We start from the raw sequence: 24,383 nt of genomic DNA on the forward strand, positions 1-24,383 counted from the left end.
GCCGAACGCCCTCGGCCCTTGGCCGAGTGCTGGGGGGGGCGCGAAGCCCCCGGTCCGGTGGACCCGCTCATTCGGCGCCCGACGCCCTCTCGCGCCCTAGAGACCCGCCTCGGCCGCCACCTGCGCCGCCGACTTGCGCCCCCGCTCGGTCGCGGATTTAAGCTGCCCGCAGGCCGCCATGATGTCCTCGCCCCGCGGGGTGCGGATCGGCGAGGCGTAGCCGGCCTTGTAGATGATGTCGGCGAAGGCCTCGATCCGGTCCCACGACGAGCGGCGATAGGGCGCGCCGGGCCATTCGTTGAACGGGATCAGGTTGATCTTCGCCGGGATGCCGCGGATCAGCCGGATCAGGCGGCGGGCGTCGTCGTCGCTGTCGTTGACCCCGTCGAGCATCACATATTCAAACGTGATCCGCTCGCTGTTCGAGAGCCGCGGATAGTCGCGCAGCGCGCCCAGCAGCTCGTCGATGTTCCAGCGCTTGTTGATCGGCACCAGCCGGTCGCGCACCGCGTCGGTGGTGGCGTGGAAGCTGACGGCGAGCTGGCAGCCGATCTCTTCGGCCGTGCGCGCGATCTCGGGCACCACGCCCGAGGTCGAGAGCGTGATCCGCCGGCGCGACAGGCTCAGCCCCTCGCCGTCCATCACCACCCGCATCGCGTCGCGCACGTTGTCGAAGTTGTAGAGCGGCTCGCCCATGCCCATCAGCACGAGGTTCGACACCAGCCGCGTCTCGTCCTTCGGCGCGCCGGGCTCGGGCCACTCGCCCAGATCGTCGCGGGCGACCATGAGCTGGCCCACGATCTCACCCGCGGTCAGGTTGCGCACCAGCTTCTGCGTGCCGGTGTGGCAGAAGGAACAGGTAAGCGTGCAGCCCACCTGCGAGCTCACGCACAGCGTCCCGCGCCCTTCCTCGGGGATGTAGACCGTCTCGACCTCGTGCCCGCCGGCGATCCGCAGCAGGTACTTGCGCGTGCCGTCGTCCGACACCTGCCGGGTCACGACCTCGGGCAGTGCGATCTCGAACCGCTCGGCGAGGAAGGCGCGGTAGTCCTTGGCGAGGTTGGTCATCTGCGCAAAGTCGCGCACCCCCCAGTGATAGACCCACTGCCAGATCTGGCCCACGCGCATCCGCGCCTGCCGCTCGGGCGTGCCGGCCTCGATCAGCGCCTCGCGCAGCTGCTCGCGCGTCAGCCCGACCAGGTTCACGCGGCCGCCCTCGGGCAGCTTGCGCGGGATCGTCAGCACGTCCTGGGTGATCGGCGCGGCGGAAAGGGTGGGGGCGGGGGTCATCGGCGGGTCCGTATCGGCAAGGGCGGGTCAAAACATCGGGGCCGCCCCGAGATGGGGCGGCCCCGAGCGTAGCACAACCACCGGTCAGGCGGCAGCGGCGATTACTTGCAGGTGTCGCGCGCCTTGTTGGTCATCGCGGTGATGCCGGCAAGCGAGAAGGTGTCGGTCGTCCGGGTGCCCCGCGACGAGCGGCCCTTGACCACCGCCTCGGACCCCGCGCGGAGCGCCGAGATCAGCTTGGCATCCTCGTCCGGCGAGCCGGTCCAGGCGTTCTCGCCGTCGGTGAACAGCTTGAACTTGTTCGAGCCGATCTCGACGTCGACGGTCGAATCCGGGGCGAAGGGATAGCCGCCCTGGAACGACACCTCGCCGTTCTGGCCGGGACGATAGGCGACGTACAGGCGGATGTCGCTGCGGGTCACCTCGCGCGGCTTGCCCTCGGCGTCGGTGTTGACGGTGGACTTTGGCGGCGAGACGGCCCAGCACTCCTTGGGCTGATCGCCGCCGAACGCGGTCCAGGCGCCCTCGCTGCCCAGCACCTTGGGTTCGGCCGCCAGCGCCGGCGACACCAGCGCCGTCGCAAAGGCGGCGACAAGTCCGATGCGGGTAAGGGATGTCGTCATGCTCGTGGCCTCCTGCTGTCCCGGTCTCGGGGCCGGGTTATCACGGGTCGGATGGTCTTGCGACCGGATATGGCGTCAATTAACCGGAAAGCCGCCGGCGGCAAAACCCCCCCGGTTGGAAATCGCGCATTTGTCAAAGGGGGCGGAGCGATGGGTCCGGTCGATCTGGTGGAAATCTGGCGCGGCGGGATGCCCGAGAGCGTCCACCGCGGTCACGTCGTCGTCTGGGACCGCGGCGGACTGGTCGAAAGCTGGGGCGACCCGGCGGCGGTGATCTTTCCGCGCTCGTCGTGCAAGATGATCCAGGCGCTGCCGCTGATCGAGAGCGGCGCGACCGACGCGGCGGGGCTTGGGCCCGAGCAGCTGGCGCTCGCCTGCGCCAGCCACCAGGGTGCGGCGATCCACACCAGCCGGGTGGGCGCGTGGCTGGGCGGGCTGGGCCTGGCCGAGCGCGACCTGCGCTGCGGCGCGCACATGCCCAACGACCCGGCCGAGAACCGCCGCCTGACCTGCGCCGACGAGGCGCCGTGCCAGCTTCACAACAACTGCTCGGGCAAGCACGCGGGCTTCCTGACCTGGACCCGGCACGCCAAGGCGGGGCCCGAGTATCACGAGCCCGACCACCCGCTGCAGCAGGCGGTGCGCGCGGCGTTTGAGGAGGTGACGGGCGAGCCCTCGCCCGGCTACGGCATCGACGGCTGCTCGGCGCCGAACTTCGCCACCTCGGTCGCGGGGCTGGCCCGCGCGATGGCGACGTTTGCCGATCCCGGCGCGGATGCGCGGGGCCGGGCGATGGCGCGCCTGACCGCGGCGATGACCGCCCACCCCGAGCTGGTGGCGGGCGAGGGGCGGGCCTGCACGCTGCTCATGCGGGCGATGGGCGGCCGGGTCGCGGTCAAGACCGGCGCCGAGGCAGTGTTTGTGGCCATCGCGCCCGAGCGGGGCATGGGCATCGCGCTCAAGATCGCCGACGGCGCCACCCGCGCGTCCGAGGCCGCGATCACCGCGCTGCTGGTGCGCCACGGGCTGCTCGACGCCGGCCATCCGGTGGCGGGCAAGCTGCTCGGCGACCCGCTGACCAACTGGCGCGGGCTCGAGGTGGCAGAGCGGCGGCTGGCCGAAGGGTTCGCGGGGCCGCTGAACTGACGCCTAGAGCATCTGCCACAAAAGCCGCAGGGCCAGCGCCGTCGAGGTGACGACCAGCAGCGGCTTGATCACCCGCGCGCCCACGCGCAGCGCCAGCCGGGCGCCGATCAGCGCGCCCAGCATCTGCCCCGCGCCCATCGCCAGCCCGACGATCCAGAGCGGGTGCCCGGTGAGCGCAAAGGCCGTCAGCCCGCCGATGTTCGAGGCGAAGTTCAACAGCTTCGTGTGCGCCGTAGCCTTGAGGATGCCGTAGCCCGCGAGCGTCACGAACCCCATCATGTAGAAGGCGCCCGCGCCGGGCCCGATCAGCCCGTCGTAGAACCCCACCGCCGGCACCACCGTCAGCCCGAAGACCGCGGGCGTCAGCCGCGCGGCACGGTCGAGATCGCCAAGGCCGGGCTTCAGCGCGAAGAACAGCGCGATGCCGATCAGCACCACCGGCAGCACCACCCGCAGCGCCTGCGTCGGCAGCGCCGAGACGAGCAGCGCGCCCGCCACCCCGGCGGCAAAGGCCAGCGCCGCCGCCGGCAGTTGCGCCCGCAGGTCGACGAGGCCCGAGCGCGCATAGCTGACCGCCGCGGTCGCCGCCCCGAAGCTGCCCTGCACCTTGTTGGTGGCCAGCGCCTGCTCGGGCGACAGCCCGGCCAGCATCAGCACCGGCACGGTGATCAGCCCGCCGCCCCCGGCGATGGAATCCACGAAACCGGCGCCGACCGCCGCCGCGACCAGCGCGATGAGCAGTTCGGGGTCGAGCATCCGGGGCTCAGTTCAGCCCGTGCTGCAGCGGATAGCGGCCGTCCGAGAATTCGCCGAAGCGGGCGGTCAACTCGGGGTGCTCGAGCGGCTCGCCCGAGGGATCGGGGACGAGGTTCTGCTCGGACACGTAAGCGACATAATAGGTCGCCTCGGTCTCGGCGTAGAGGTGGTAATAGGGCTGGTCCTTGGTCGGCCGGCAGTCCTCGGGAATGGACTGGTACCATTCCTCGGTGTTCGAGAATTGCGGGTCCACGTCGAACACGACCCCCCGGAACGGGTGTTCGCGGTGCCGGACGACCTGGCCGATGTTGTATTTTGCGGTCCGCATTACTGCTCCCCGCCCTTGTGTGGTGCCCCTTCTTGTAACGCCATGCCCCGCGCGAGTAAATCGCCCTGCCGCATTGTCGGGCAGCCAGATGTCTCAAATCCGTCATTCTGTGACCGGCGCGTGAGGTCGCCGTGACCGGCCACGACCGCCCCGCGACTCAGCCGCCGGCCTGCCAGGCCCGCACCGCCTCGAGCGGCCAGAGCAGCATCAGCACGTTGAGGATCAGCCCGTCGCGGATCAGCGCGACCGTCACCGCCTCGGCGGTCAGGAACAGCGCCACGCTCGCCCACACCGGCAGCACCCGGGCGAGGGCAAAGCCCAGCCACATCGCGCCGATGTCGGCGAGAGAGTTCACCACCGCGTCGCCCTCGTACCCCAGCGCGATGGTGGCGGCGCGGTAGCGGTCGATGATCGCGGGTGAGTTCTCGGCCAGCTCCCACGCGGCCTCGATGAGCGTGGCGGCGGTCAGGCGGGCGCCAAGGGTCCAGCGCGGCGCGAGCCGCGCGAGGACGGCGTAGAAGATCAACCCGTGCAGCACATGGCTGGGCGTGTACCAGTCGATCAGGTGCTGCGAGTTGCCCGAGTCGTCGGTGGCGCCGTGCCAGAGCTCGACCCAGCCGCAGGTGCAGATCAGCGGCCGCCCCATCAGGGTCAGCGTCAGCGCCGTCCCGGCGAGGATCACCGCCAGCGCCAGCGCCGTCCGGCGCGGCGTCATTCCCGGTCCGTGGCGCCGGGGGTGAGACGGCGCGGCCCGGCGTCGTCCAGCACCCACACGCCATCCGCGTCGATGCGGATCGCGGTCAGCGCCCCGCCATAGGCGGCGCCCGTGTCGATGTTGACGCGGTTGCCGTAATGGGTCGCGCGGCGGACGGGGGTGTGGCCGTGCACCACCAGCACCCCGTGATCGCGCGGGTCGTCGTGGAACGGGCGGCGCAGCCAGGTCAGGTCGTCCTCGGTCTGCTCGCGCAGATCGATGCCGGGGCGGATGCCGGCATGGACGAAGAGCGCAAGCGGCGTCAGGTGCCAGCCGGGCAGGGCGTCGAGCCAGCGCGCGTGCGCCACGGGCACCTTGCGCAGCGCCTCGGCGTGGACGGTGTCGAGGTCGCGGCGCTCGGCCTCGGGGATGCCATAGGAGGCCAACGTCTCGGCCGCGCCGGTGTCGCGGGCGAGCCAGGGTTCGCGCAGGCTCGCGCACGGGTCGATCCAGCGCGGGTCGCGCAGGAACTGCGGCAGCTGGCGGTCGTGGTTGCCCTTGACCACCACCCAGTCCCGGCCCGCGGCCTGTCCGGCCATGAGGAACTCGACCACGCCGCGCGAGTCGGGGCCGCGGTCGAGCAGGTCGCCGACGTGGACCACCTGCGCCCCCGCCCCGCCGTCGTCGCGGATCCGGGCATGGGCCGCCTCAAGCAGGCCGAGGTGGCCGTGCACATCACCGATCGCATAGACGCGCATGGGCTTGCCTCCCCGTGGCCCATCCCCGGCCGAGGGGCCGGCCGGGGGGCTGCGCGTCCGGTCCTTACAGCTCGAAGCGCAGCGGGCGCACCATCTCGAACTTGCCGGTGGCCAGCAAGGCCTCGCGCACGTCCTCGCGCAGCGGCGCGTCGAGATAGGTGATGGCGATGGCGTCCCCGCCGCCGGCCACCCGGCCGAGGGTGAAGTTCGCCATGTTCACCCCCATCTCGCCCAGCGTCGTGCCGAGCGTCCCGATCACGCCGGGCACGTCGCGGTTGCGGGTGTACATCATGTGCTCGCCGATCTCGGCATCGACGTTGATCCCGCGGATCTGGATGAAGCGCGGCTTGCCGTCCGAGAAGACCGTCCCGGCGATGGCACGCTCGCGGTCCGACACCATCGTGACCTTGATGTAGCCGTCATAGACGCCCGACTTGTCCTGCGTCGTGGTGGCGATCTGGATGCCGCGCTCGCGCGCGACGACCGGGGCCGACACCATGTTGGCGTCGGGGTTCACCGCCCGCATGACCCCCGCGATCACCGCGGCGTTGAGCGCGTTGAGGTTCATCCCCGCCGCGACCCCGTCATAGAGGATGTTGATCGCCTTGATCGGCTCGTCCGTCATCTGCCCGACAAAGGTGCCCAAGTGCCCGGCGAGCTTGATCCACGGGCCCATGACGGCGGCTTCCTCGGCCGTGACGCTGGGCATGTTGAGCGCGTTGGCGACCGCCCCGGTCAGCAGGTAATCGGCCATCTGCTCGGCCACCTGCAGGGCCACGTTCTCCTGCGCCTCGGTGGTCGAGGCGCCGAGGTGCGGCGTCACCACGACGTTCGGCAGGTTGAAGAGCGGGCTGTCGGTCGCGGGCTCGGTGGCAAAGACGTCGAGCGCGGCGCCGGCGACATGGCCGGACTTGAGCAGCTCGGACAGCGCCGCCTCGTCGATCAGCCCGCCGCGGGCGGCGTTGACGATGCGCACGCCCTTCTTGGTCTTCGCGAGGTTCTCGGCCGACAGGATGTTGCGGGTCTTGTCGGTCAAGGGCACGTGCAGGGTGATGAAGTCGGCCTTGGCCAGCAGCTCGTCCAGCTCGACCTTGGTGGCGCCGATCTCGCGGGCGCGCTCGTCCGACAGGAAGGGGTCATAGGCCAGCACCTTCATGTGCAGCCCGCGGGCGCGGTCGATCACGATCCCGCCGATGTTGCCCGCGCCGATCACGCCGAGCGTCTTGTTGAAGAGCTCGACCCCCATGAAGCGGTTCTTCTCCCACTTCCCGGCATGGGTCGAGACCGACGCCTCAGGCAGCTGGCGCGCGACGGCGAACATCAGCGCGATGGCGTGCTCGGCGGTGGTGACGCTGTTGCCGAACGGCGTGTTCATCACGATCACGCCCTTCTTCGAGGCTGCGGGGATGTCGACGTTGTCGACGCCGATCCCGGCCCGGCCGATCACCTTGAGGCGGGTGGCCTTCTCCAGCAGCTTCTCGGTGACCTTGGTGGCCGAGCGGATGGCGAGGCCGTCGTAGTTGCCGATGATCTCGGCCAGCTTCTCCTTGTCCTTGCCGAGGTCGGGCATGTAGTCGACCTCGACCCCGCGATCGCGGAAGATCTGGACGGCGGTTTCGCTCAGCGCGTCGGAAACCAGAACCTTGGGTGCCATGTCATGTGCTCCTGTGAGGGGCCGGGCGCCTGGCGCTCTCAACCCCGTCTTTCTTGTTGAAATATCCCGGGGGTGCGGGGGCAGCGCCCCCGCATCGGCCGCATCAGCCCTGCGCGGCGATCTCGGCCTGATAGGCCCATTCGATCCACGGCATCAGCGCCGCCACGTCGGCCTGCTCGACCGTCGCGCCGCACCAGATCCGCAGGCCCGCCGGCGCGTCGCGGTAGGCGCCGATGTCATAGGCGACGCCTTCCTTCTCAAGCCGCTTGGCGACGGCCTTGGCGAAGGCCTCGCCGTCCTTGATCCGGTCGTCGGTAAAGCGCAGGCAGACCGAGGTGGTCGAGGCCGTGGCCTTGTCCTCGGCGAGGTTGGCGATCCAGTCGCGGGCGTCGCAGAAGTCCCAGACCGTCCGGGCGTTGGCATCCGACCGCGCGATCAGGCCCTTGAGCCCGCCCACGGACTTCGCCCAGTTCAGCGCGACGATGTAATCCTCGACACACAGCATCGAGGGGGTGTTGATCGTCTCGCCCTTGAAGATGCCCTCGATCAGCTTGCCGCCCTTGGTCATGCGGAAGATCTTCGGCATCGGCCAGGCGGGGGTGTGGGTTTCCAGCCGCTCGACCGCGCGGGGGCCGAGGATCAGCACGCCATGCGCGCCCTCGCCGCCCAGCACCTTCTGCCACGAGAAGGTCACCACATCGAGCTTGTCCCAGGGCAGGTCCATCGCAAAGGCCGCGCTGGTCGCGTCGCAGATGGTCAGGCCCTTGCGGTCCGCGGGGATCGCGTCGCCGTTCGGCACCCGCACGCCCGAGGTCGTGCCGTTCCAGGTGAAGACCACGTCCTTGTCGAAATCGACGGTCGCCAGGTCCACGATCCGGCCGTAGTCAGCCTTCTTCACCGTCGCATCCAGCTTGAGCTGCTTGACCGCGTCGGTCACCCAGCCTTCGCCGAAGCTTTCCCAGGCCAGCATCTCGACCGGGCGGGCGCCCAGCAGCGACCACATCGCCATCTCGACCGCGCCGGTGTCGGACCCTGGAACGATGCCGATGCGGTAGTCGGCGGGCACGCCCAGCACCTCGCGCGTCAGGTCGATCGCCTGCGCGAGCTTGGCCTTGCCGACCGCAGCCCGGTGCGAGCGGCCGAGCGGCGCGTCGGCGAGCATGTCGAGCGAGAATTGGGGGATCTTGGCGCAGGGGCCAGAGGAGAAACGCGGATCAGCCGGCCGCGTTGCCGGGGTCGTCGTGTCGAGCATGGTTAGCCTTCCAGCTAAAAAGCCCCTCGGTGGGGAGGGGTGTCCCGCCTGCGGCTCTACGCCTGTCGGCTGAGTCGCGCAAGGGGTCGCCGGGGGCGCGTGTGCCTTGCGCCGAAGGGGGGCTGTGCGCCCCCCCATGAACGCACGCGTTCATTCCCCCCGCAGGATATTTGCGCAGGGAAGAATGGCAGGGGCGCGGGCTCAGGCGCCGTAGGGAATCCACACCGTCTTGCGCTGCGTCGCCGCGTCGAGCATCCGCCGCACCCCGGGTGCGTCGGGGGTGGGGGTGCCCACGACCACCGGCTTGAGGTTGCCGGCGGCGGCGGTCTCGGCGACCTTGCGCAGCCGCGAGTCGGCAAGCCAGAGCGCGTCGACCTCGTCATGCGAAGCCAGCGCCGGGGCGAGTTCGGCGGGATCGCCGGTGAGCAGGTTCAGCGCCCCGCCCGGCACGTCCGAGGTGGCGAGGATCTGCGCCAGATCGCCCGCCGCCCGCGCATGCCGCGGCGCCGGGATCGCCACCACGCGGTTGCCCGCCGCCATGAGCGCCCCGGCTGCCGCGACCAGCCCCGAGAGCGGTGCGGCCTCCCCGCAGACCAGCCCCACCGTGCCCCACGGCTCGCGCATCGCCAGCGCCACCATGCGGTCCTGCGCCACCTGCGCGACCTCGCCGCCGATCTTGTCGGCGAGCCCCGCGGCGAGGATCAGCGCGTCGATCGACGCCGATACCTCGGCCGCCGCGGCTTCGGCCGACAGCCCGGCGCGGGTCAGGCTGTCGGCCAGCCCCGCCCGGCGCTGGTCCATGTTCTCGGCCCAGAAATACAGCACCTGCGCCCGCCCGTGCCCGGTCATCCGCGCCCAGGCCCCGGCCTTGACCGCCGCCTCGACGGCGTTGCGCACATCCTTGCGGTTGGCCCGCGCGGCCAGCGTCACCAGCCGCCCCTGGCCGTCCGTCACCGCGTAGCTGCCGCCGCCGTCGGGGCGCACCTGCTTGCCGCCGACATAGAGCTTGAGCGTCCGGTCGATCCCCTCGTCCGCCGCCGGCGTGCCCGCGGTCGGGGTGGCGAAATCCACCGCGGGGGCCTCGACCGGCGCCCCCGCCGTGGGCGCCGCGTCGCCGGCCGGGCGCAGATACCCCGCCAGCCCCGCGCGCCCGCCTTCGCGGCCGAAACCGCTTTCCTTCATCCCGCCGAAGGGGGCGGCGGCGTCGAGCAGGTTGGTGCCGTTCACCCACACCACCCCGGCCCGGATGCGCGCCGCGAGGTCCAGCGCGGTCGTGAGGCTCTCGGACCAGATCGAGGCGGCAAGGCCATAGGCGGTGTTGTTGGCCAGCTCCACCGCCTCGTCCGGGGTGCGGAAGGTCATCGAGACGGCGATGGGGCCGAAGATCTCCTCGCGCGCCACGCGCGATGCGGCCTCGCTGCCGGTGAAGAACCCGGGCGCGCAGAAATGGCCGGTCTCGGGCAGGGGGGCGTCGGCGCGGTGCAGCGTGCCGCCCTGGGCCTGCCCCGAGGCCACCAGCCCGGCGATGCGGTCAAGCTGCTCGGCCGAGACGATGGCGCCGATGTCGGTCGACTTGTCCAGCGGATCGCCAACCCGCAGCCTTGCCAGCCGGTCGCGCAGCCTTGCGTGGAAGCGCTCGGCGATGCCCTCCTGCACCAGAAGCCGCGAGCCGGCGCAGCAGACCTGCCCGCCGTTGAACCAGATGCCGTCCACGACCCCCTCGACCGCAGCCTCGAGATCGGCATCGGCGCAGATCACGAAGGGCGACTTGCCGCCCAGTTCCAGCGTCAGCCCCTTGCCCGACCCCGCCGTGGCGCGGCGGATCGCCCGGCCGACCTCGGTCGAGCCGGTGAAGGCGACCTTGTCCACGCCCGCGTGGGCGACCAGCGCCGCGCCGGTCTCGCCCGCGCCGAAGACGATGTTGACCACCCCCGCGGGCACCCCCGCCTCGGTGCAGAGCTCGGCAAAGGCGAGCGCGGTCAGCGGCGTCTGCTCGGCCGGTTTCAGCACCACGGTGTTGCCCGCGGCCAGCGCCGGGGCGATCTTCCACGCCAGCATCAAGAGCGGGAAGTTCCACGGGATCACCTGCGCGCAGACCCCCCAGGGCGCGGCGCCGGGAAACTCGGCCTCGAGCGCCGCGGCCCAGCCGGCGTGGTGATAGAAGTGCCGCGCCGCCAGCGGCAGGTCGATGTCGCGGCTTTCCCGGATCGGCTTGCCGTTGTCCATCGTCTCGAGCACGGCGAGGAACCGCGCCCGCTGCTGCAGATGCCGCGCCAGCGCATAGAGCACCCGCGCCCGGCCCTGCGGCCCCAGCGCCTGCCAGCCGGGCAGCGCGTCGCGGGCGGCGGCCACGGCGGCGTCCACCGTCTCGGCCGAGGCCTGCGGCATCCGTGCCAGCACGGCCCGTGTGGCGGGGTTCTCGACCGCGATCAGGGGCGCGCCGGGGTCGGGGCGGAAGGCGCCGCCGATGAAATGCCCCGGCCAGTCGGTGCGCGCGTCAAGCCACGCCTGCGCCTCGTCCGCGGCCTCGGGGTTCGGTCCGTATTCCATCGTGGTGAGCAGTTCGGTGATGTTCATGGCGTCCCCCTCAGGCCGTCGCATGGTGGCTGAGCGCGGCGTAGCGGCCGGTCACGGCGTGTTCGATCTGCCGCTCGATGTCGGCCAAAAGCGAGCTGGCGCCGATGCGGAACAGGTCGGGCTGCATGTGCCGCAGCCCCAGCTCTTCACGCATGAGCGACAGCCACACGGTCGCCTCTTTCGCCGTCCTGAGGCCGCCCGCGGGCTTGTAGCCGATCAGCGTGCCGGTGCGGTCCTGATAGTCGCGGATCGCGCGGATCATGGTCAGGGCCACGGGCAGCGTCGCGTTGACGGCCTCTTTCCCGGTCGAGGTCTTGATGAAGTCCGCCCCCGCCTGCATCGCCACCATCGAGGCGGCATAGACATTGGTGAGCGTGCCAAGCTCGCCCGTGGCGAGGATCGCCTTCATATGCGCCGCCCCGCAGGCCGCGCGCATGGCGGCGATCTCGTCGTGCAGGCGGTCCCACTGGCCGGTCAGCGCGTATTCGCGTGTGATGACGATGTCGATCTCGGCCGCGCCCTCGGCCACGGCCCACTCGATCTCGGCCAGCCGCAGCTTGAGCGGCATGAGGCCGGCCGGGAAACCGGTGGCGACCGAGGCGACGGGGATGCCCGACCCCTCGAGCGCCGCGACGGCGTGCGGGACCATCGTCGGATAGACGCAGACCGCCCCGGTGGTCAGCCCGAGGTCGCCGATCCCCAGCGCCTCGACCAGGTCGGGGCGTAGCGGCGCGCGGGCCTTGGCGCAGAGCCGGCGGACCCGGCCCGCCGTGTCGTCGCCCGCCAGCGTGGTCAGGTCGATGCAGCGGATGGCGTGGACGAGCCAGGCCGCCTGATGCGCCTTCTTCACCCCGCGGCGGGTGCCGATCTGGGCGGCGCGCCGCTCGGCCGCGGGGCGGTTGACGCGGACGGCGTCGAACCAGCTTTCGTCCAGCGCCATGCCGGGGTTGCGAGAGGGGCTGTCGGTCATGGTCTGGCCTCGTGCTCGGCCTCGAACCGCGCGAAGTCCGCGGCGCTGGCATAGGATTTCTGGGCGCCCCGCCGGGTGATGCTGTCGGCGGCATAGCGTGCGGCGCGGGTCAGCGCGGCCTCGGGCGCCGCGCCTTGGGCAAGGAACGCGGCGAAGCTGCCGATGAAGGCGTCGCCCGCGCCCGTGGTATCGACCGGCGCGACGGCGACCGGCGGGATCACCTGCACCGCCTCGGCCGTGACCAGCCGCGCCCCGCGGCCGCCGAGCGTGACGATGACCTGCCGCACCCCGCGGGCAATCAGCGCGCGGGCGGCGGCGGCGATCTGGTCCTCGGTCTCGACCGGCATCGCCGTCATCAGCGCCAGCTCCGTCTCGTTCGGCACGAGGTAGTCGAGCCCCTTGAGCCGCGCGAAGTCCAGCGGCATCGCCGGGGCGGGGTTCAGGATGCAGGTGATCCCGTGCCGCGCGGCGAAGTCCACGGCGTGATGGACCGTCTCGAGCGGCACCTCGAGCTGCAGCAGCATCAGCCCGCAGCCGGCGAGGTCGTCCGCCGCCGCGTCGATGTCGGCGGGCGAGAGCGCCGCGTTCGCGCCCTTGACGATGAGGATCGCGTTCTCGCCCGATGGCTCGACGAAGATCGGGGCCACGCCCGAGGGGGTGCCGGGGACCACCCGGCAATGGGTGGCGTCGATGCCGTTCTGCGCGAAATTGGCGAGCGTGGCGGTGCCGAACATGTCGTCGCCGACGCAGGTCACCATCGTGACCGGCGCGCCCAGCCGGGCGGCGGCCATGGCCTGGTTGGCGCCCTTGCCGCCGAACCCCATCTCGAAGCCAGGCGCCTCGACTGTCTCGCCCGGGACGGGCATCCGTGTGACATAGGTGACGAGGTCGTGGTTGTTCGACCCGATCACCGCGATGCGGCGGCCGGTCATGCCGACGCCGCCGCGCGGGGCCGCTGCGGGCCGGGGGCTGCGCCGGAAGTCATCGTCAGTCGCTCGTCTGCCACGCTGCCCCTCGCGCCGTCCGCCCCGCGCCACGTTACGGCGCGGGCCCCTTACGCTTCAACCCGCCGCGGTCCGGCCGGACCCCACGGCGCCCAGATGGGCCGCGAGGATCGCCGGATCGGCCGCCAGCGCGGCGCTCTCGCCCGTCAGCGCCACCTGCCCGCGGGCGAGGATCAGCGCCCGGTCGGTCAGCGCCAGCGCCTGCCGGGCGTGCTGTTCCACGATCACCATCGCCATGCCCTCGGCCCGCAGGCCGGCCAGCACCCCGGCCAGCCCCTGCACGACGACCGGCGCCAGCCCCTCGGTCGGCTCGTCGAGCAGCAGCACCGACGGGTTCAGCATCAGCGCCCGTCCGATGGCGAGCATCTGCTGCTCGCCCCCCGACAGCGCCCCCGCCGGCTGCGCCCGCCGCTCGGCCAGACGCGGGAACAGCGCCTCGACCCGGGCCTGCGTCCAGGGGCCGGGGCGGGCGCTGGCGGTCAGGTTCTCGGCCACGCTGAGCGAACGGAACACCCGCCGCCCCTGCGGCACCCAGCCCAGCCCCGCCGCCGCCCGCGCCTCGGGCGGCAGCGCCGTCAGGTCGCGTCCGCCGAGGGTGATGCGCCCGGCGAAGCGGGTGGTCAGGCCCATGAGAGTTTCGATCAGCGTCGTCTTGCCGGCGCCGTTGCGGCCCAGAACCGCGAGCCCCTCGCCCGGCCCGAGGGTCAGCGAGACCTCGCGCAGCACCTGCACCGCGCCGTAGCCGGCGCCCAGCCCCTCGACGGTGAGCAGGTCAGGCATCGGCGGCCTTGCCTAGATAGACGGCGCGGACGGCGGGATCGGCGGCGATGGCCGCGGGCGGGCCGTCGGCGATGATGCGGCCGGCGGCCATGACCGCGATCCGCTCGGCAAAGGCGAAGACCAGGTCCATGTCATGCTCGACCAGCAGCACCGAGACGCTGCGCGGCAGCGCCGCGAGGGTGGCGCGCAGCGCCTGCCGCTCGGCCTCGGCCAGCCCGGCGGCGGGTTCGTCGAGCAGCAGGACCGACGGGCCGCCGGCCAGCGCGATGGCAAGCTCGACCAGCCGCTGCTGGCCGTAGCCGAGCTGGCCCGCGGGGCGATGGGCGACCTCGGCCAGCGCGAACTGGCCGAGCACCGCCGCGGTCTCGGCGGCGCGCGCGGCGGCGTCCTGCCGCCCGCGCCGGGCGCGGATGGCGAGCGCGACCGACTCGGCCGGGGTGAGGGTGGGGAAGAGCTGCGCCACCTGGAAGCTGCGCGACAGCCCCGCCTGCGCCCGCGCCGCCGGGCCCGCCCGGGTCACGTCGCGCCCGCCCATCAGGATGCGCCCCCGCGCCGGCCGCAGCGCCCCCGAGAGCAGGTTGATGAGCGTCGTCTTGCCGGCCCCGTTCGGCCCGATCAGCGCCGCTCGCGCGCCGGGGGCAAGGCTGAGGCTCACCCCGTCCGCCGCCCGCACGCCGCCGAAGTCGAGCCCCAGCCCCTGCGTCTCGAGCGCCGCGGTCATGGCCGCGCCCCGCGCAGGGCCGCCGCGATCCGCTCGCGCCCGATCAGCACCGCGGCGATGAGCAGCAGCCCCATCCAGAACTGCCAGTAGGCCGGCGAAAGCGTCGCCAGCCCGTCCTGCGCCAGCCGGTAGACCAGCGCGCCCAGCAGCCCGCCATAGACCCAGCCGGTGCCGCCGAGCACGAGCACGATCAGCACCTCGGCCGAGCGGTGCAGCGCCACCGCGTCGAGCGAGACGAACATCGTCGTCTGCGCCATCAGCGCCCCCGCCACCCCGGCCATCGCCGCCGACAGCGCATAGACCGCGACGAGGTGGCGCCCGACCGGCACCCCCACCGCCGCCGCCCGCAGCGGGTTGTCGCGGATCGCCCTGAGCGCCAGCCCGAAGCCCGAGCCGGTGACGCGGGTGGCGACCAGCACCCCCGCCGCCAGCACCACCAGCGCATAGGCGTGGCCGGTGCGCCCGGCGAGGTCGAACTCGAACCGGCCCAGCAGCGGGGCGGTCAGGATGCCCTGCAACCCGTCCGCGCCGCCGGTCAGCCCGCCCGCGCGGTTCGCGGCCTCATGGACCAGCATCGCCACCGCCAGCGTGACCATCAGCCGCGAGAGGTCCGTGGCCCGCCGCACCAGCAGCGGCCCGGTGACCAGCCCCAGCAGCCCCGTCGCCCCCGCCGCGAGCGCGAGCCCGGTCAGCGGCTCGGCCGTCCAGCGGGTCGAGACGAGGCCCGCCGTGTAGGCGCCGACCCCGAAGAAGGCGCCGTGGCCGAGCGACAGGATTCCGGCGAACCCGAGGATGAGGTCGAGCGACAGCGCGAAGAGGGCGAGGATGGCGATCTCGGTCGCGATGAGGTGGTGGCCGGGCAGCGCAAGACTCGCCCCCGCGACGAGCCACAACGCGGCGCGGATCAGGCGCCCGGTGGTCATGCCCGGCCGGCGTGGGCCCGGCGTATGCGTGCCCGTCCCGCTCATGCCCGCCGCCCCGCAAGCCCCTGCGGGCGCAGCACCAGCGCGGCGATCATGACGAGGTAGATCGTCACCCCTCCCAGCGCCGGCAGGTAGTATTTGCCCGCCGTGTCCGCGACCCCGATCAGCAGCGCGGCCATCAGCGGCCCGGCCAGCCCCTCGGTCCCGCCCACCGCGACGACCATCAGGAACAGCGCCATGAGCCGCAGCGGATAGGACGGATCGACGCCCATCAGTTCAAGCCCCAGCGCCCCGCCGAGCCCCGCCAGCCCCGAGCCGACCGCGAAGGTCGCGGCGAGGATCGGCCCCGGGTCGATCCCCAGCCCCCGCGCGGCGCGGGGATCGTCCACCGCCGCCCGCAGCCTGTGCCCGAAGCGCGAGCGGACCAGCCCAAGGTGCAGCAGCGCCGCGAGGCCGAGGCAGACGACGATCACGAACAGCCGGTAGCGGCCGAGGCCGACCTCGCCCAGCATGATCCGGCCCTGCAGCCACTGGGGCAGGGCGATGAGCTGCGGCTGCGGCCCGACGAGCCAGCTCGCCGCGGCCATGGCGACGTAGACCAGCCCGATCGAGGCCAGCACCTGATCGAGATGCGGCCGCCGGTAGAGCGGGCGGAAGACGAGCCGCTCGGCCACCCCACCCGCCAGCGCCGCGACCGCGAAGGCGAGCGGCAGCGTGGCGAGGAACGGCACCCCCGCCCGCCCGACGAGCAGCGCGGTGACGTAGCCGCCGAGCATGGCAAAGGCCCCGTGCGCGAGGTTGACCACGTTCATCAGCCCCATCGTCACCGAGAGGCCCACGGCGAGGACGAAGAGCAGCATCCCGTAGGCGAGGCCGTCGAAGAGGATGGTGAGCATGGGCGCGTCGGTTGGGGCGGGGCGGACGCGGTGTCATGGCGCAAAGGTTGCGCGGGGGGAAGGGGGGGGGGAGGGGAGGGGGTGGGGGAGTTAGCGACGGTGGGGTTGGGGCGGGAGTGGGGAGGGAGACGAGTGCGGGGCGGATGCGGGCAGTGCGGGGAAGGGGGCGAGTGGTGCGCGGGCGCGGGGCGATGCGGTGCGGTGGGTCGTCAGCTTTCGAGGCGGGGGTCGCCGTGGAGGGTGTCGGCTCAAAGCCACCAATGGATGGGGGAGGCGGAAACGGGCGGGTGCGGAGCGCAGCGGGCGGCTGACGTCTCGCGGCGGAACTCATCTATTGGGAGAGTCGGAGGTCTTGGGGAGTGTCCGAGGGCATGATCGTGCCACCGGGTTCGCTGCCGGTCTTGGACTGAGCACATGACCGGTCGGCTCAGCCGGCGATGCTGTCGGGGAGACGCACGTGAGCGGATATCCCGCTCTAGGCGACCTGTGCCTGATCACCCGCCCTGATCACCTGATCATCGGATCGTCCGATTATCCGATGACGTTCCGCTCCCCTCACATCTCACGTCTCGCGCCCCTTCGTCCTGCTGCCCGAACCCGGTGTGTCATCCCAGCGACCAAAGCGCCTCGCGCTCCGGTGACGCATCGTCACACGTCATCCATCTGCCCGCCCAGCGCCCTCACCAGTGCCACGCAACCAGCCCAGGCCGACACCGCGTCCGGGAGAGTTCCCGACTCCTCACGGGTAATTTTCACCCGTCCCGCGGACCCGACTCGCGGGGCGCGTCGTTGGCCCAGCATGACTCGCACCGCGCTCGCCACTGCCGAGAGTTTTGCCGCCGGATCCTTCGCGATCTCGGCGCTGCTGACGGCGCTGCGGACCTCGACCCTGAGGGGAGAGCTGCATACCGAGCGGGCGGTGCTCGACCGGGCCGGGGTGGCGTTCCAGACGCTGGCCGATGTCGAGCCCGCCGTGCGCGCCAACCTGCTCGGGCCGGTGACGCAGCCCTCGAACCCGGTGCTCTGGGCGCTGCTCGCGGCGGTGATCCTCGCCGCGGTGCTGCACGCCGCGCGCCCCCGGCGGGGGCCTGAGCCGGCGCGGCTGCCGGCCATGCAGATCGGCGGCCTGCTGCTCGCCGCGGCCTGGCCGTGGGTGCTGAACCCCGCCCCGCTTGCGGGGCTCGCTCTTGCGGCGCTGTCCTGCGGGCTGCTGATCGCGGGGCTGATCGCCAACGGCCAGCCGACCCGCGACGGCTGGCGCGGGTGGGAGGAGGACGCGGCCGCGCCGTCTGCCCGGCCGCCGGGCGTGGGTGACCTGCCGATGGGGTTCATCGCAGGGTGGGTGCTGATGGCGGCGACCTCGGCGGTGGGGATGTATGTCCACCACCACTTCGGACTGGGGGTCGAGCGGTCGGTGCTGCTGGGCCTGCTACCCGCGGCGCTGCTGGGCGCTTGGGGGCAGCTCGCCATGAACCGGCCGGTCAGCTTCGCGCTGGCGCTGATCTGGGCGATGATCGGCTTTGCCGCCGCCACCGCAGGCGCCAGCATCGTCATCGCCACCGCCTGCGTGCTGGGCATCTCGGCGCTGGCCGTGGTGCTGGTCCGGGTCACGACCTGAGGCGGGGGGGCAGGACCGACGCCCCGCCCCCGCCGGTTCAGACCAGCCGTCCCTCGGGCGAGAGCCGCGTGGCGCCGCCGAGCCACGGGTGCAGCGCCGCGGGCAGCTCGACCGAGCCGTCCGCCTGCTGGCCGTTCTCGAGCACCGCGATGAGCGTCCGCCCGACGGCGAGGCCCGAGCCGTTCAGCGTGTGGACGAACTCGGGCTTGCCGCCGCCCTCGGGGCGGTAGCGGGCGTTCATCCGCCGGGCCTGGAAATCGCCGCAGTAGCTGACCGAGGAAATCTCGCGGAAGCGGTCCTGACCGGGCAGCCATGCCTCGATGTCATGGGTGATCCGCGCCCCAAACCCCATGTCGCCGGTGCAGAGGACGATGGTGCGGTAGGGGATGCCGAGGGCCTCGAGCACCGCCTCGGCGCACCCTGTCATCCGCGCGTGCTCGTCGAGGCCCGCGGCGGCGTCGGTGATCGACACCATCTCGACCTTCTCGAACTGGTGCTGGCGCAGCATCCCCGCGGTGTCGCGCCCGGCGCTGCCGGCTTCCGAGCGGAAGCACTGGGAATGGGCGACCATGCGGCGGGGCAGGGTGGCGGCCTCGACCAGCTCGCCGTTCACGGTGTTGGTCAGCGTCACCTCGGCGGTGGGGATCAGCCACCAGCCCTCGCGGGTCTGATAGCTGTCCTCGCCGAACTTCGGCAGTTGGCCGGTGCCCTCCATCATCTCGGGCAGGACCAGCACCGGGGTCCAGGTCTCGGTCAGCCCGTGGCGGTCGACGTGCAGGTCCAGCATGAACTGCGCGAGCGCCCGGTGGATGCGGGCAACGGCGCCCGACAGCACCACGAAGCGCGCGCCCGACAGCTTGGCGGCGGTGGCGAAATCCATGCCGCCGCGGACGCCCGCGATCTCGAAATGCTCAACGGGGGTGAAGTCGAAGTCGCGCGGCGTGCCCCAGCGGCGCAGCTCGACGTTGTCGCTCTCGTCGGCGCCCTCGGGGACCGAGGGCAGCGGCAGGTTGGGGATGGTCATCAAGAGGTCGCGCAGCTCGCGGTCCAGCGCCTCGGCGGCGGCGCGGCTGGCGGCGACCTCGGCCTTGGTCTCGGCGACCTCGGCGCGCAGACGCTCGAAGGCGGCCTCGTCGCCCTTGGCCTTGGCGGCCCCCACCTCCTTGCTGGCGCGGTTCTGGGCGGCCTGCGCGGTCTCGGCGGCGTTGATGCGGGCGCGGCGCTCGGCGTCGAGGGCGAGGATCTGCGGCGACACGGGCGCCAGCCCCCGGCGCGCCAGCGCGGCGTCGAAGCCGGTCGGGTCGTCGCGGATCACGCGGATGTCGTGCATGGGCTGGTCCTTTCGGCAAGGCAGGGGTGCGCCCCCATAGCCCAGCCGCCGGGGCAGCGGAAGGGTGGCGGCACCCGCGGTCAGGTGCGGCAGAACATCCCGTAGAGCAGTTCCACCACGCGGGCCGCGCGCGGATCGGCGATGCTGTAGAGCCGCGACTTGCCGTGCGCGCGGCACTGCACCAGCCCGTCCTCGCGCAGCCGGGCGAGCTGCTGGCTGACCGTCGCCTGGCGCTGGTCGAGCAGCGCCTCGAGCTCGCCCACGCTGCGCTCGCCCGCGGCGAGGTGGCAGAGGATCATCAGCCGCCCGTCGTGCGCGAGCGCCTTGAGCAGCGCGGTCGCCTCGCCCACGCGGCCGGTCAGGTCGCCCTTGTCGGCGTCGGGCGCGGCGCCGTTCGAGGCGGGGGCGCTCGGGTCGAGGCCGTTGGGGGCGGCCCCGTCGCGCAGATCGGGGTCCGCGACCGGCTCGGCCCCGTCACGGGGGGCGGGTCGCGCGGCGGTGCGGGGGCTGTTGGTCAGCGTCATGGCGCCCCCGTCGCGGCGGGGCGGGCCAGCAGCGCCTCGATCTCGGGCCAGAAGTGGCGGGCGCCGGGGTATCCCTCGATCCGGGCGACCTCGATGCGGTCCTGCAGGATCAGGAAAGTGGGCGTGATCGCCGGGGCGCGGGCGAGCGCCAGCCCGTCGGGCCACGGCCCGTCCAGCGGCACGAGCGCCAGCGGCAGACTGCGCCCGGTCGGGTGGGTGGCGTAGCCGGGCAGGATCTCGCGCTTCCACGCAGTGCAGTAGGGGCAGCCGGCGCGATCGACCATCACCAGCGCCCGGCCGTGGCGCGGCAGGTCGGGGGGCGCCGCGCGGGTCGCCGCGGAGGCCGCCCCGCCGAGCGCGGCGGCTGCGACCGAAAGGCCGAGCGTCCCGATGAAGTTGCGGCGCTGCACGAGGCGGTGTCCTTGCCGGATGATCCGCCAAATCTAGGGCCGGGGCGGTTTTCGCGCAAGGCGGCGGGGCAGGGGGCTGGCGCGGCGTCAGGATGCCCGCAGCCCGGTGGCCACGGGGCGCGCCGGTGCGGCCGTGCCGGGCGGCTCAGCGTCCCGCCAGTTGGCGCTCGATCCCGATCAGCGCCTGCTTCCGCCACAGCCCGCCGGCATAGCCGGTCAGCGTCCCGTCCGCGCCGATGACCCGGTGGCAAGGGATGACGATGGCGATCTGGTTGGCGCCGTTGGCCCGCGCCACCGCCCGCGCCGCGGTCGGGCGGCCGATCCGGGCGGCGAGCGCGCCATAGCTGACCGTCTCGCCCGGCGGGATGGTCTGCAGCGCGCGCCAGACCTCGCGCAGGAAGGGCGTGCCGTGCAGCTTCAGCGGCAGGTCGAAGGCCCCGCTCTCGGCGGCGAAATAGCGGCCGAGCTGCGCCTCGGCCGCGTCGGTCACGGGGGTCCGGCCCAGGCCGATCCGCCCGCCTGCGCCCGCGGACAGCCGGCGCAGTTCGGCGGCGAGGCCCTTGCGGTCGGTGAACTCGAGCAGGTGCAGGTGCTGCGGGTCGGTGACGGCGATCATCCCGCCGAGCGGCGTGTCGATCCACTCGGCGTGCAGCCCCGGCTCACCCCCCCGCATCGCCGCGGGCGGGTGGCCGAAGAGCCGGGCGAAGGCGTCGCGGAAGCCGCTGGCGCTGTCGAAGCCTGCGTCGAGCTGCGCCGCGATCACCGGGGCGCCGGCCGAGAGCCCACGCATCCCTTCGCGCAGCCGGGTCTGGCGGGCGAGTTCGAGGAAGGTCATCCCGGCGTGGCGGCGAAACGCGCGCCGCACCGTCGAGGGGTCGAGGCCCAACGCCGCCACGTCGGCTTCCGTCCAGCGCCGCCCCGGATCGGCGGCGAGCGCCGCGGTGAGTTGCTGCACGGCGGGATCGGCGGCGGTCTCGGGGCCGGTGGGGTGGCAGCGCCGGCAGGGGCGGAAGCCCGCGGCCATCGCGCCCGCGGGGCTGTCGAACCAGCGGCAGTTCTCGGGCCGCGGTTTACGCGCCGGGCAGGTCAGGCGGCAGAAGATGCCGGTGGTCGTGACGCCCACCCAGGCGCGGCCCTCATAGGCCGGGTCGCGGCGCAGCAGGGCCGCGTGCAGCGTGGCGGGATCGGGGAGGGGGAAGAGGCTGTCCATGCGCCTCACTCTAGCCGATTCGCGCGTCGGCGGGGCCGCGGATCGGGCGCGGCATCCGGCGCGGCGAGGGGATCGGCCGCCGGACCGGGGCGTTGCCCCGGACCCCAGGATATTTGGGCAAGAAAGAAGGGGGCGGCGTGGACGGGCGCGGTCACCCGAGCGTCGCCAGCATCTCGGCGGCGGCGGCCACCGGGTCGGTGCGGCCGGCGGCGACCTCGGCCCCCAGGCGGCGCAGGGTGGTGGCGGCGGGCTCCTCGGCCAGGCGGGCGAGGAGGCCGGCGCGGACCTCGGCCAGGAACCACCCCTCGGCCTGCTCGGCCCGGCGGGCGGCGAAGACGCCCTGGGCGCGCCGCCAGTCGGTCAGCGCCTGCATCTCGGCCCAGGCCGCCGTCAGCCCGTCGCCCGCCACCGCCGACACCGGCAGCGCCTTGGGAAAGCCCTCGGGGTCGCCCGCGCGCTTGCGCATCAGCCGCAGCGCGCCGGCATAGTCGGCCACGGTCCTGAGCGCCGTCGGGCGCAGCTCGCCGTCGGCCTTGTTGACGAGGATCAGGTCGGCGATCTCCATGATGCCGCGCTTGACGCCCTGCAGCTCGTCGCCGCCTGCGGGGGCGAGCAGCAGCACGAAGAGGTCGGACATCTCGGCCACCAGCGTCTCGGACTGGCCGACGCCCACCGTCTCGATCAGCACCACGTCATAGCCCGCCGCCTCGGCCAGCCGCACCGTCTCGCGCGTGCGGCGCGCGACGCCGCCGAGTTCGGCCCGGCTGGGCGAGGGGCGGATGAAGGCGGCGGGGTCGCGGCTCAACCGCTCCATCCGGGTCTTGTCGCCGAGGATCGAGCCGCCCGAGCGCGCCGACGAGGGGTCCACGGCCAGTACCGCCACCCGCAGCCCCTGGCCGGTGAGCATGAGGCCGAATGCCTCGATGAAGGTGGACTTGCCGACCCCGGGGGTGCCCGAGAGCCCGATTCGCAGCGCCTGCCGGTCAGGCAGCGCGGCGAGCAGCGCCACCGCCTCGGCCCGGTGGTCGGGACGGGTGCTCTCGACCAGGGTGATCGCCCGCGCCAGCGCCCGGCGGTCGCCCGCGGCCACCCGCCGGGCGAGCGCCGCGGCCGCGGTGTCGGGGGCGGTCTCGGGGGCGGACACGGGTGCGGACTTGGGGGCGGGTTGGGCGATCGTCTCGGCTGAGGTGTCGGGCATCGCGGGCCTTTGGCGCAGGAAGAGGCGGGGCAAGTGGTAGGGGGCGGGGGGCGGCTTGCCAAGGGTTTGCCGCCTCGGGCCGGGCGCCGGGATGCGGCCGGAACCGCGCGATTCGGGCTTGACGGGGGGGCGGCGCTTGCCTATTCCCCCGCAACGGATTTCCGGGCGCTGCGTCGCGGCGCCCTTTCATTTTCCGGCCCCCGCTTCGGCGTCCATGCCGCATCGGGGCCGGGTGCTGCAACGAAGGAAAACGATCATGTCGCGCGTTTGCGAACTGACCGGCAAGGGGCCGATGACTGGCAACAACGTCAGCCACGCCAACAACAAGACCCGCCGCCGCTTTCTGCCCAACCTGAACGACGTCACCCTGATGTCGGACAAACTGGGGCAAAGCTATTCGCTGCGGATCTCGGCCGCGGCGCTGCGCTCGGTCGATCACCGCGGCGGGCTCGACGCGTTCCTGGCGAAGGCCAAGGACGACGAGCTCTCGGCCCGCGCGCTGAAGATCAAGCGCGACCTCGCCAAGGCCTGATCCCGACGCCGGTGCGCCGGGGGCCGGCTGGCCCCGGCGCGAGGTGCTCGCGTGGCCCTGCCCCTGACCGGGGGCGGGGTTTTGCGCGTTTTCTGGTCCGGAAGTACGCCGGCCGGTCGGGGTCGTCCGCGGCGCTCTGCCGCGGCGGGCGGCGGCGCTCTTGGCGCAGGCCCGGCGGCGGGGTAGTCAAAGGGCGATGCCGATGCTGACCCGCCTTCTGCTGATCTGCGTTCTGGTCGTCACGAGCCTCGGGCTCGGGGCGGCGCGCGGGCAGTTGCGCCTGGGCGGAGAGGTCGTGCTGTGCGCCGGGGGCGCGGTGCTGGTGGTCCAGACTGGCCCGGACGGCGCCCCGGTGCGGCACAGCTCGGTCTGTCCCGACATGGCGCCGCTGTTCCTCGCGGGCTTCGCCGCGCCGCCCCCGGCCCTGCCGCAGCGCGTCGCGCGGGTCGAGCGCCCCGTCGCCGCGCCCGGCCCTGCGGTGGTCGCGCGGGCGATGCCGGGGCCGCAGGCGCGGGGCCCCCCGGCCGCGGCGCGCGCCTGACCGAACCCTCACCTCATTTTCGACTTCAAAGGTACCTCCGATGACCCGGACCTTCCTGACCGCCGCGGCGCTGGCCGCGATCCTGCCCTTCGCCGCGCTGACCTCGGCCGCCACCGCCCAGACGCCCGCAGCGGCCCCCGCCGCCCCGTCGGTGCTGACGATCACCGACGCCTATGCCCGCTCGACCAACCCCGACGTGGGCGCGGCGTTCATGACCATCGCCAACGCCGGCACCGCCGACTGCGAGCTGACCGGGCTGACCGCCGAGGGCTTCGACGCCCCCGAGCTGCACACCCACCTCGAGGAGGGCGGCGTGATGAAGATGGTCAAGGTCGACGCCATGACCATCCCGGCCGCCGGCACCCACGCGCTCGAGCGCGGCGGCGACCACATCATGCTGATGAAGCCCAAGGCGCCGGTGGCGCAGGGGCAGGTCGTGGCGATGACGCTCGACTTCGGCGCCTGCGGCAGGGTGCCGCTGAGCGTCACCATCGACAACAACGCCGGGCCGAAGGGGCCGGCGATGGGCATGGGCGGCATGGGCGGCATGGGCCAGATGCACCACGACCACATGATGCACGGCGGCATGGCCCCCAGCAACTGAGGCCGTCTCGGCCGAACCACGGGCGCGGGTCTGGCGACAGGCCC

25 protein-coding genes are annotated in these 24,383 nt (G+C 73.0%); 5 read left to right on the plus strand and 20 right to left on the minus strand.

The features are described from left to right. Positions 1-96: 96 nt before the first annotated feature. Positions 97-1,290 (minus strand): dual-specificity RNA methyltransferase RlmN, encoded by a 1,194-nt coding sequence (gene rlmN, locus HGN31_RS11105; RefSeq protein WP_043132659.1) that lies wholly within the window; start codon positions 1,288-1,290, stop codon positions 97-99. Between the two features lie 101 nt (positions 1,291-1,391). Continuing rightward, the gene (locus HGN31_RS11110; protein WP_036703676.1) at positions 1,392-1,913 is read right to left on the minus strand and encodes an invasion associated locus B family protein; all 522 of its coding nucleotides are present in this window, start codon (positions 1,911-1,913) and stop codon (positions 1,392-1,394) included. 150 nt (positions 1,914-2,063) lie between these two features. On the opposite strand from HGN31_RS11110, the gene HGN31_RS11115 reads away from it, so the two are divergent. Next, positions 2,064-3,059, plus strand: coding sequence for an asparaginase (locus tag HGN31_RS11115; RefSeq protein WP_168783220.1), 996 nt, complete (start codon positions 2,064-2,066; stop codon positions 3,057-3,059). Between the two features lie 3 nt (positions 3,060-3,062). Here HGN31_RS11115 and HGN31_RS11120 read toward each other — a convergent pair whose 3' ends face one another. The 13 genes from HGN31_RS11120 to HGN31_RS11180 all read right to left on the minus strand — a co-directional run bounded on the left by HGN31_RS11120 (position 3,063) and on the right by HGN31_RS11180 (position 16,372). Beyond that, entirely contained in the window at positions 3,063-3,815 is a 753-nt protein-coding gene (locus HGN31_RS11120; protein WP_036732671.1) for a TSUP family transporter, read from the minus strand. A gap of 7 nt (positions 3,816-3,822) precedes the next feature. Next, on the minus strand, positions 3,823-4,143 hold the full coding sequence (hspQ, locus tag HGN31_RS11125; RefSeq protein ID WP_036703681.1) for a heat shock protein HspQ: 321 nt from the start codon (positions 4,141-4,143) through the stop codon (positions 3,823-3,825). A gap of 157 nt (positions 4,144-4,300) precedes the next feature. Then, entirely contained in the window at positions 4,301-4,858 is a 558-nt protein-coding gene (locus HGN31_RS11130; protein WP_168783221.1) for a DUF2585 family protein, read from the minus strand. Beyond that, positions 4,855-5,595 carry a metallophosphoesterase gene (locus tag HGN31_RS11135; protein WP_168783222.1) on the minus strand — a complete coding sequence of 247 codons (741 nt, stop codon included), beginning with the start codon at positions 5,593-5,595 and terminating at the stop codon, positions 4,855-4,857. The genes HGN31_RS11130 and HGN31_RS11135 overlap by 4 nt, the downstream gene beginning before the upstream one ends. 64 nt (positions 5,596-5,659) lie before the next feature. Continuing rightward, positions 5,660-7,249, minus strand: a complete 1,590-nt coding sequence (gene serA / locus HGN31_RS11140) for a phosphoglycerate dehydrogenase (protein WP_168783223.1) — start codon at positions 7,247-7,249, stop codon at positions 5,660-5,662. 103 nt (positions 7,250-7,352) lie between these two features. Further along, positions 7,353-8,501: a phosphoserine transaminase gene (locus tag HGN31_RS11145; protein WP_036703685.1), complete on the minus strand. Its 1,149-nt coding sequence runs from the start codon at positions 8,499-8,501 to the stop codon at positions 7,353-7,355. Positions 8,502-8,702: 201 nt separating this feature from the next. Continuing rightward, positions 8,703-11,078: an aldehyde dehydrogenase family protein gene (locus HGN31_RS11150; protein ID WP_168783224.1), complete on the minus strand. Its 2,376-nt coding sequence runs from the start codon at positions 11,076-11,078 to the stop codon at positions 8,703-8,705. Between the two features lie 10 nt (positions 11,079-11,088). Next, positions 11,089-12,048, minus strand: coding sequence for a deoxyribose-phosphate aldolase (gene deoC / locus HGN31_RS11155; RefSeq protein ID WP_168783225.1), 960 nt, complete (start codon positions 12,046-12,048; stop codon positions 11,089-11,091). Next, positions 12,045-12,980 carry a ribokinase gene (gene rbsK / locus HGN31_RS11160; protein WP_168783226.1) on the minus strand — a complete coding sequence of 312 codons (936 nt, stop codon included), beginning with the start codon at positions 12,978-12,980 and terminating at the stop codon, positions 12,045-12,047. Before rbsK ends, deoC begins: the two co-directional genes overlap by 4 nt. A 129-nt stretch (positions 12,981-13,109) precedes the next feature. Beyond that, on the minus strand, positions 13,110-13,832 hold the full coding sequence (locus HGN31_RS11165; protein ID WP_168783227.1) for an ABC transporter ATP-binding protein: 723 nt from the start codon (positions 13,830-13,832) through the stop codon (positions 13,110-13,112). Further along, positions 13,825-14,553, minus strand: a complete 729-nt coding sequence (locus HGN31_RS11170; protein ID WP_168783228.1) for an ABC transporter ATP-binding protein — start codon at positions 14,551-14,553, stop codon at positions 13,825-13,827. Before HGN31_RS11170 ends, HGN31_RS11165 begins: the two co-directional genes overlap by 8 nt. Then, positions 14,550-15,476: a branched-chain amino acid ABC transporter permease gene (locus tag HGN31_RS11175; RefSeq protein ID WP_168783229.1), complete on the minus strand. Its 927-nt coding sequence runs from the start codon at positions 15,474-15,476 to the stop codon at positions 14,550-14,552. The genes HGN31_RS11170 and HGN31_RS11175 overlap by 4 nt, the downstream gene beginning before the upstream one ends. A gap of 41 nt (positions 15,477-15,517) precedes the next feature. Then, on the minus strand, positions 15,518-16,372 hold the full coding sequence (locus tag HGN31_RS11180; RefSeq protein ID WP_168783230.1) for a branched-chain amino acid ABC transporter permease: 855 nt from the start codon (positions 16,370-16,372) through the stop codon (positions 15,518-15,520). Between the two features lie 799 nt (positions 16,373-17,171). Here HGN31_RS11180 and HGN31_RS11185 point away from each other — a divergent pair. Continuing rightward, positions 17,172-17,990, plus strand: a complete 819-nt coding sequence (locus tag HGN31_RS11185; protein WP_168783231.1) for a hypothetical protein — start codon at positions 17,172-17,174, stop codon at positions 17,988-17,990. Between the two features lie 37 nt (positions 17,991-18,027). Here the strand turns inward: HGN31_RS11185 and serS are convergent, their stop codons facing one another. The 5 genes from serS to meaB all read right to left on the minus strand — a co-directional run bounded on the left by serS (position 18,028) and on the right by meaB (position 22,662). Continuing rightward, positions 18,028-19,320, minus strand: coding sequence for a serine--tRNA ligase (serS, locus tag HGN31_RS11190; protein WP_036712784.1), 1,293 nt, complete (start codon positions 19,318-19,320; stop codon positions 18,028-18,030). A gap of 80 nt (positions 19,321-19,400) precedes the next feature. Beyond that, the gene (locus tag HGN31_RS16795; RefSeq protein ID WP_168783232.1) at positions 19,401-19,844 is read right to left on the minus strand and encodes an ArsR/SmtB family transcription factor; all 444 of its coding nucleotides are present in this window, start codon (positions 19,842-19,844) and stop codon (positions 19,401-19,403) included. Next, positions 19,841-20,254, minus strand: a complete 414-nt coding sequence (locus tag HGN31_RS11200; protein WP_244960984.1) for a thioredoxin domain-containing protein — start codon at positions 20,252-20,254, stop codon at positions 19,841-19,843. Before HGN31_RS11200 ends, HGN31_RS16795 begins: the two co-directional genes overlap by 4 nt. A gap of 145 nt (positions 20,255-20,399) precedes the next feature. Then, positions 20,400-21,464, minus strand: a complete 1,065-nt coding sequence (locus tag HGN31_RS11205) for a bifunctional transcriptional activator/DNA repair enzyme AdaA (RefSeq protein WP_168783233.1) — start codon at positions 21,462-21,464, stop codon at positions 20,400-20,402. A 151-nt stretch (positions 21,465-21,615) separates the two neighbouring features. Continuing rightward, complete coding sequence (gene meaB, locus HGN31_RS11210; protein ID WP_168783234.1) at positions 21,616-22,662, minus strand: methylmalonyl Co-A mutase-associated GTPase MeaB; 1,047 nt, start codon at positions 22,660-22,662, stop codon at positions 21,616-21,618. A 256-nt stretch (positions 22,663-22,918) separates the two neighbouring features. On the opposite strand from meaB, the gene rpmB reads away from it, so the two are divergent. The 3 genes from rpmB (at position 22,919) to HGN31_RS11225 (ending at position 24,339) form a co-directional block, all read left to right on the plus strand. Then, complete coding sequence (gene rpmB / locus HGN31_RS11215) at positions 22,919-23,194, plus strand: 50S ribosomal protein L28 (protein ID WP_036701520.1); 276 nt, start codon at positions 22,919-22,921, stop codon at positions 23,192-23,194. A gap of 202 nt (positions 23,195-23,396) precedes the next feature. Further along, positions 23,397-23,735 (plus strand): hypothetical protein, encoded by a 339-nt coding sequence (locus HGN31_RS11220; RefSeq protein ID WP_168783235.1) that lies wholly within the window; start codon positions 23,397-23,399, stop codon positions 23,733-23,735. Between the two features lie 40 nt (positions 23,736-23,775). After that, on the plus strand, positions 23,776-24,339 hold the full coding sequence (locus HGN31_RS11225; protein WP_168783236.1) for a copper chaperone PCu(A)C: 564 nt from the start codon (positions 23,776-23,778) through the stop codon (positions 24,337-24,339). The last annotated feature ends 44 nt before the right edge of the window (positions 24,340-24,383 follow it).

It is taken from the genome of Paracoccus sanguinis, from assembly GCF_012689545.1.
Classification (GTDB): Bacteria; Pseudomonadota; Alphaproteobacteria; order Rhodobacterales; family Rhodobacteraceae; genus Paracoccus; species Paracoccus panacisoli.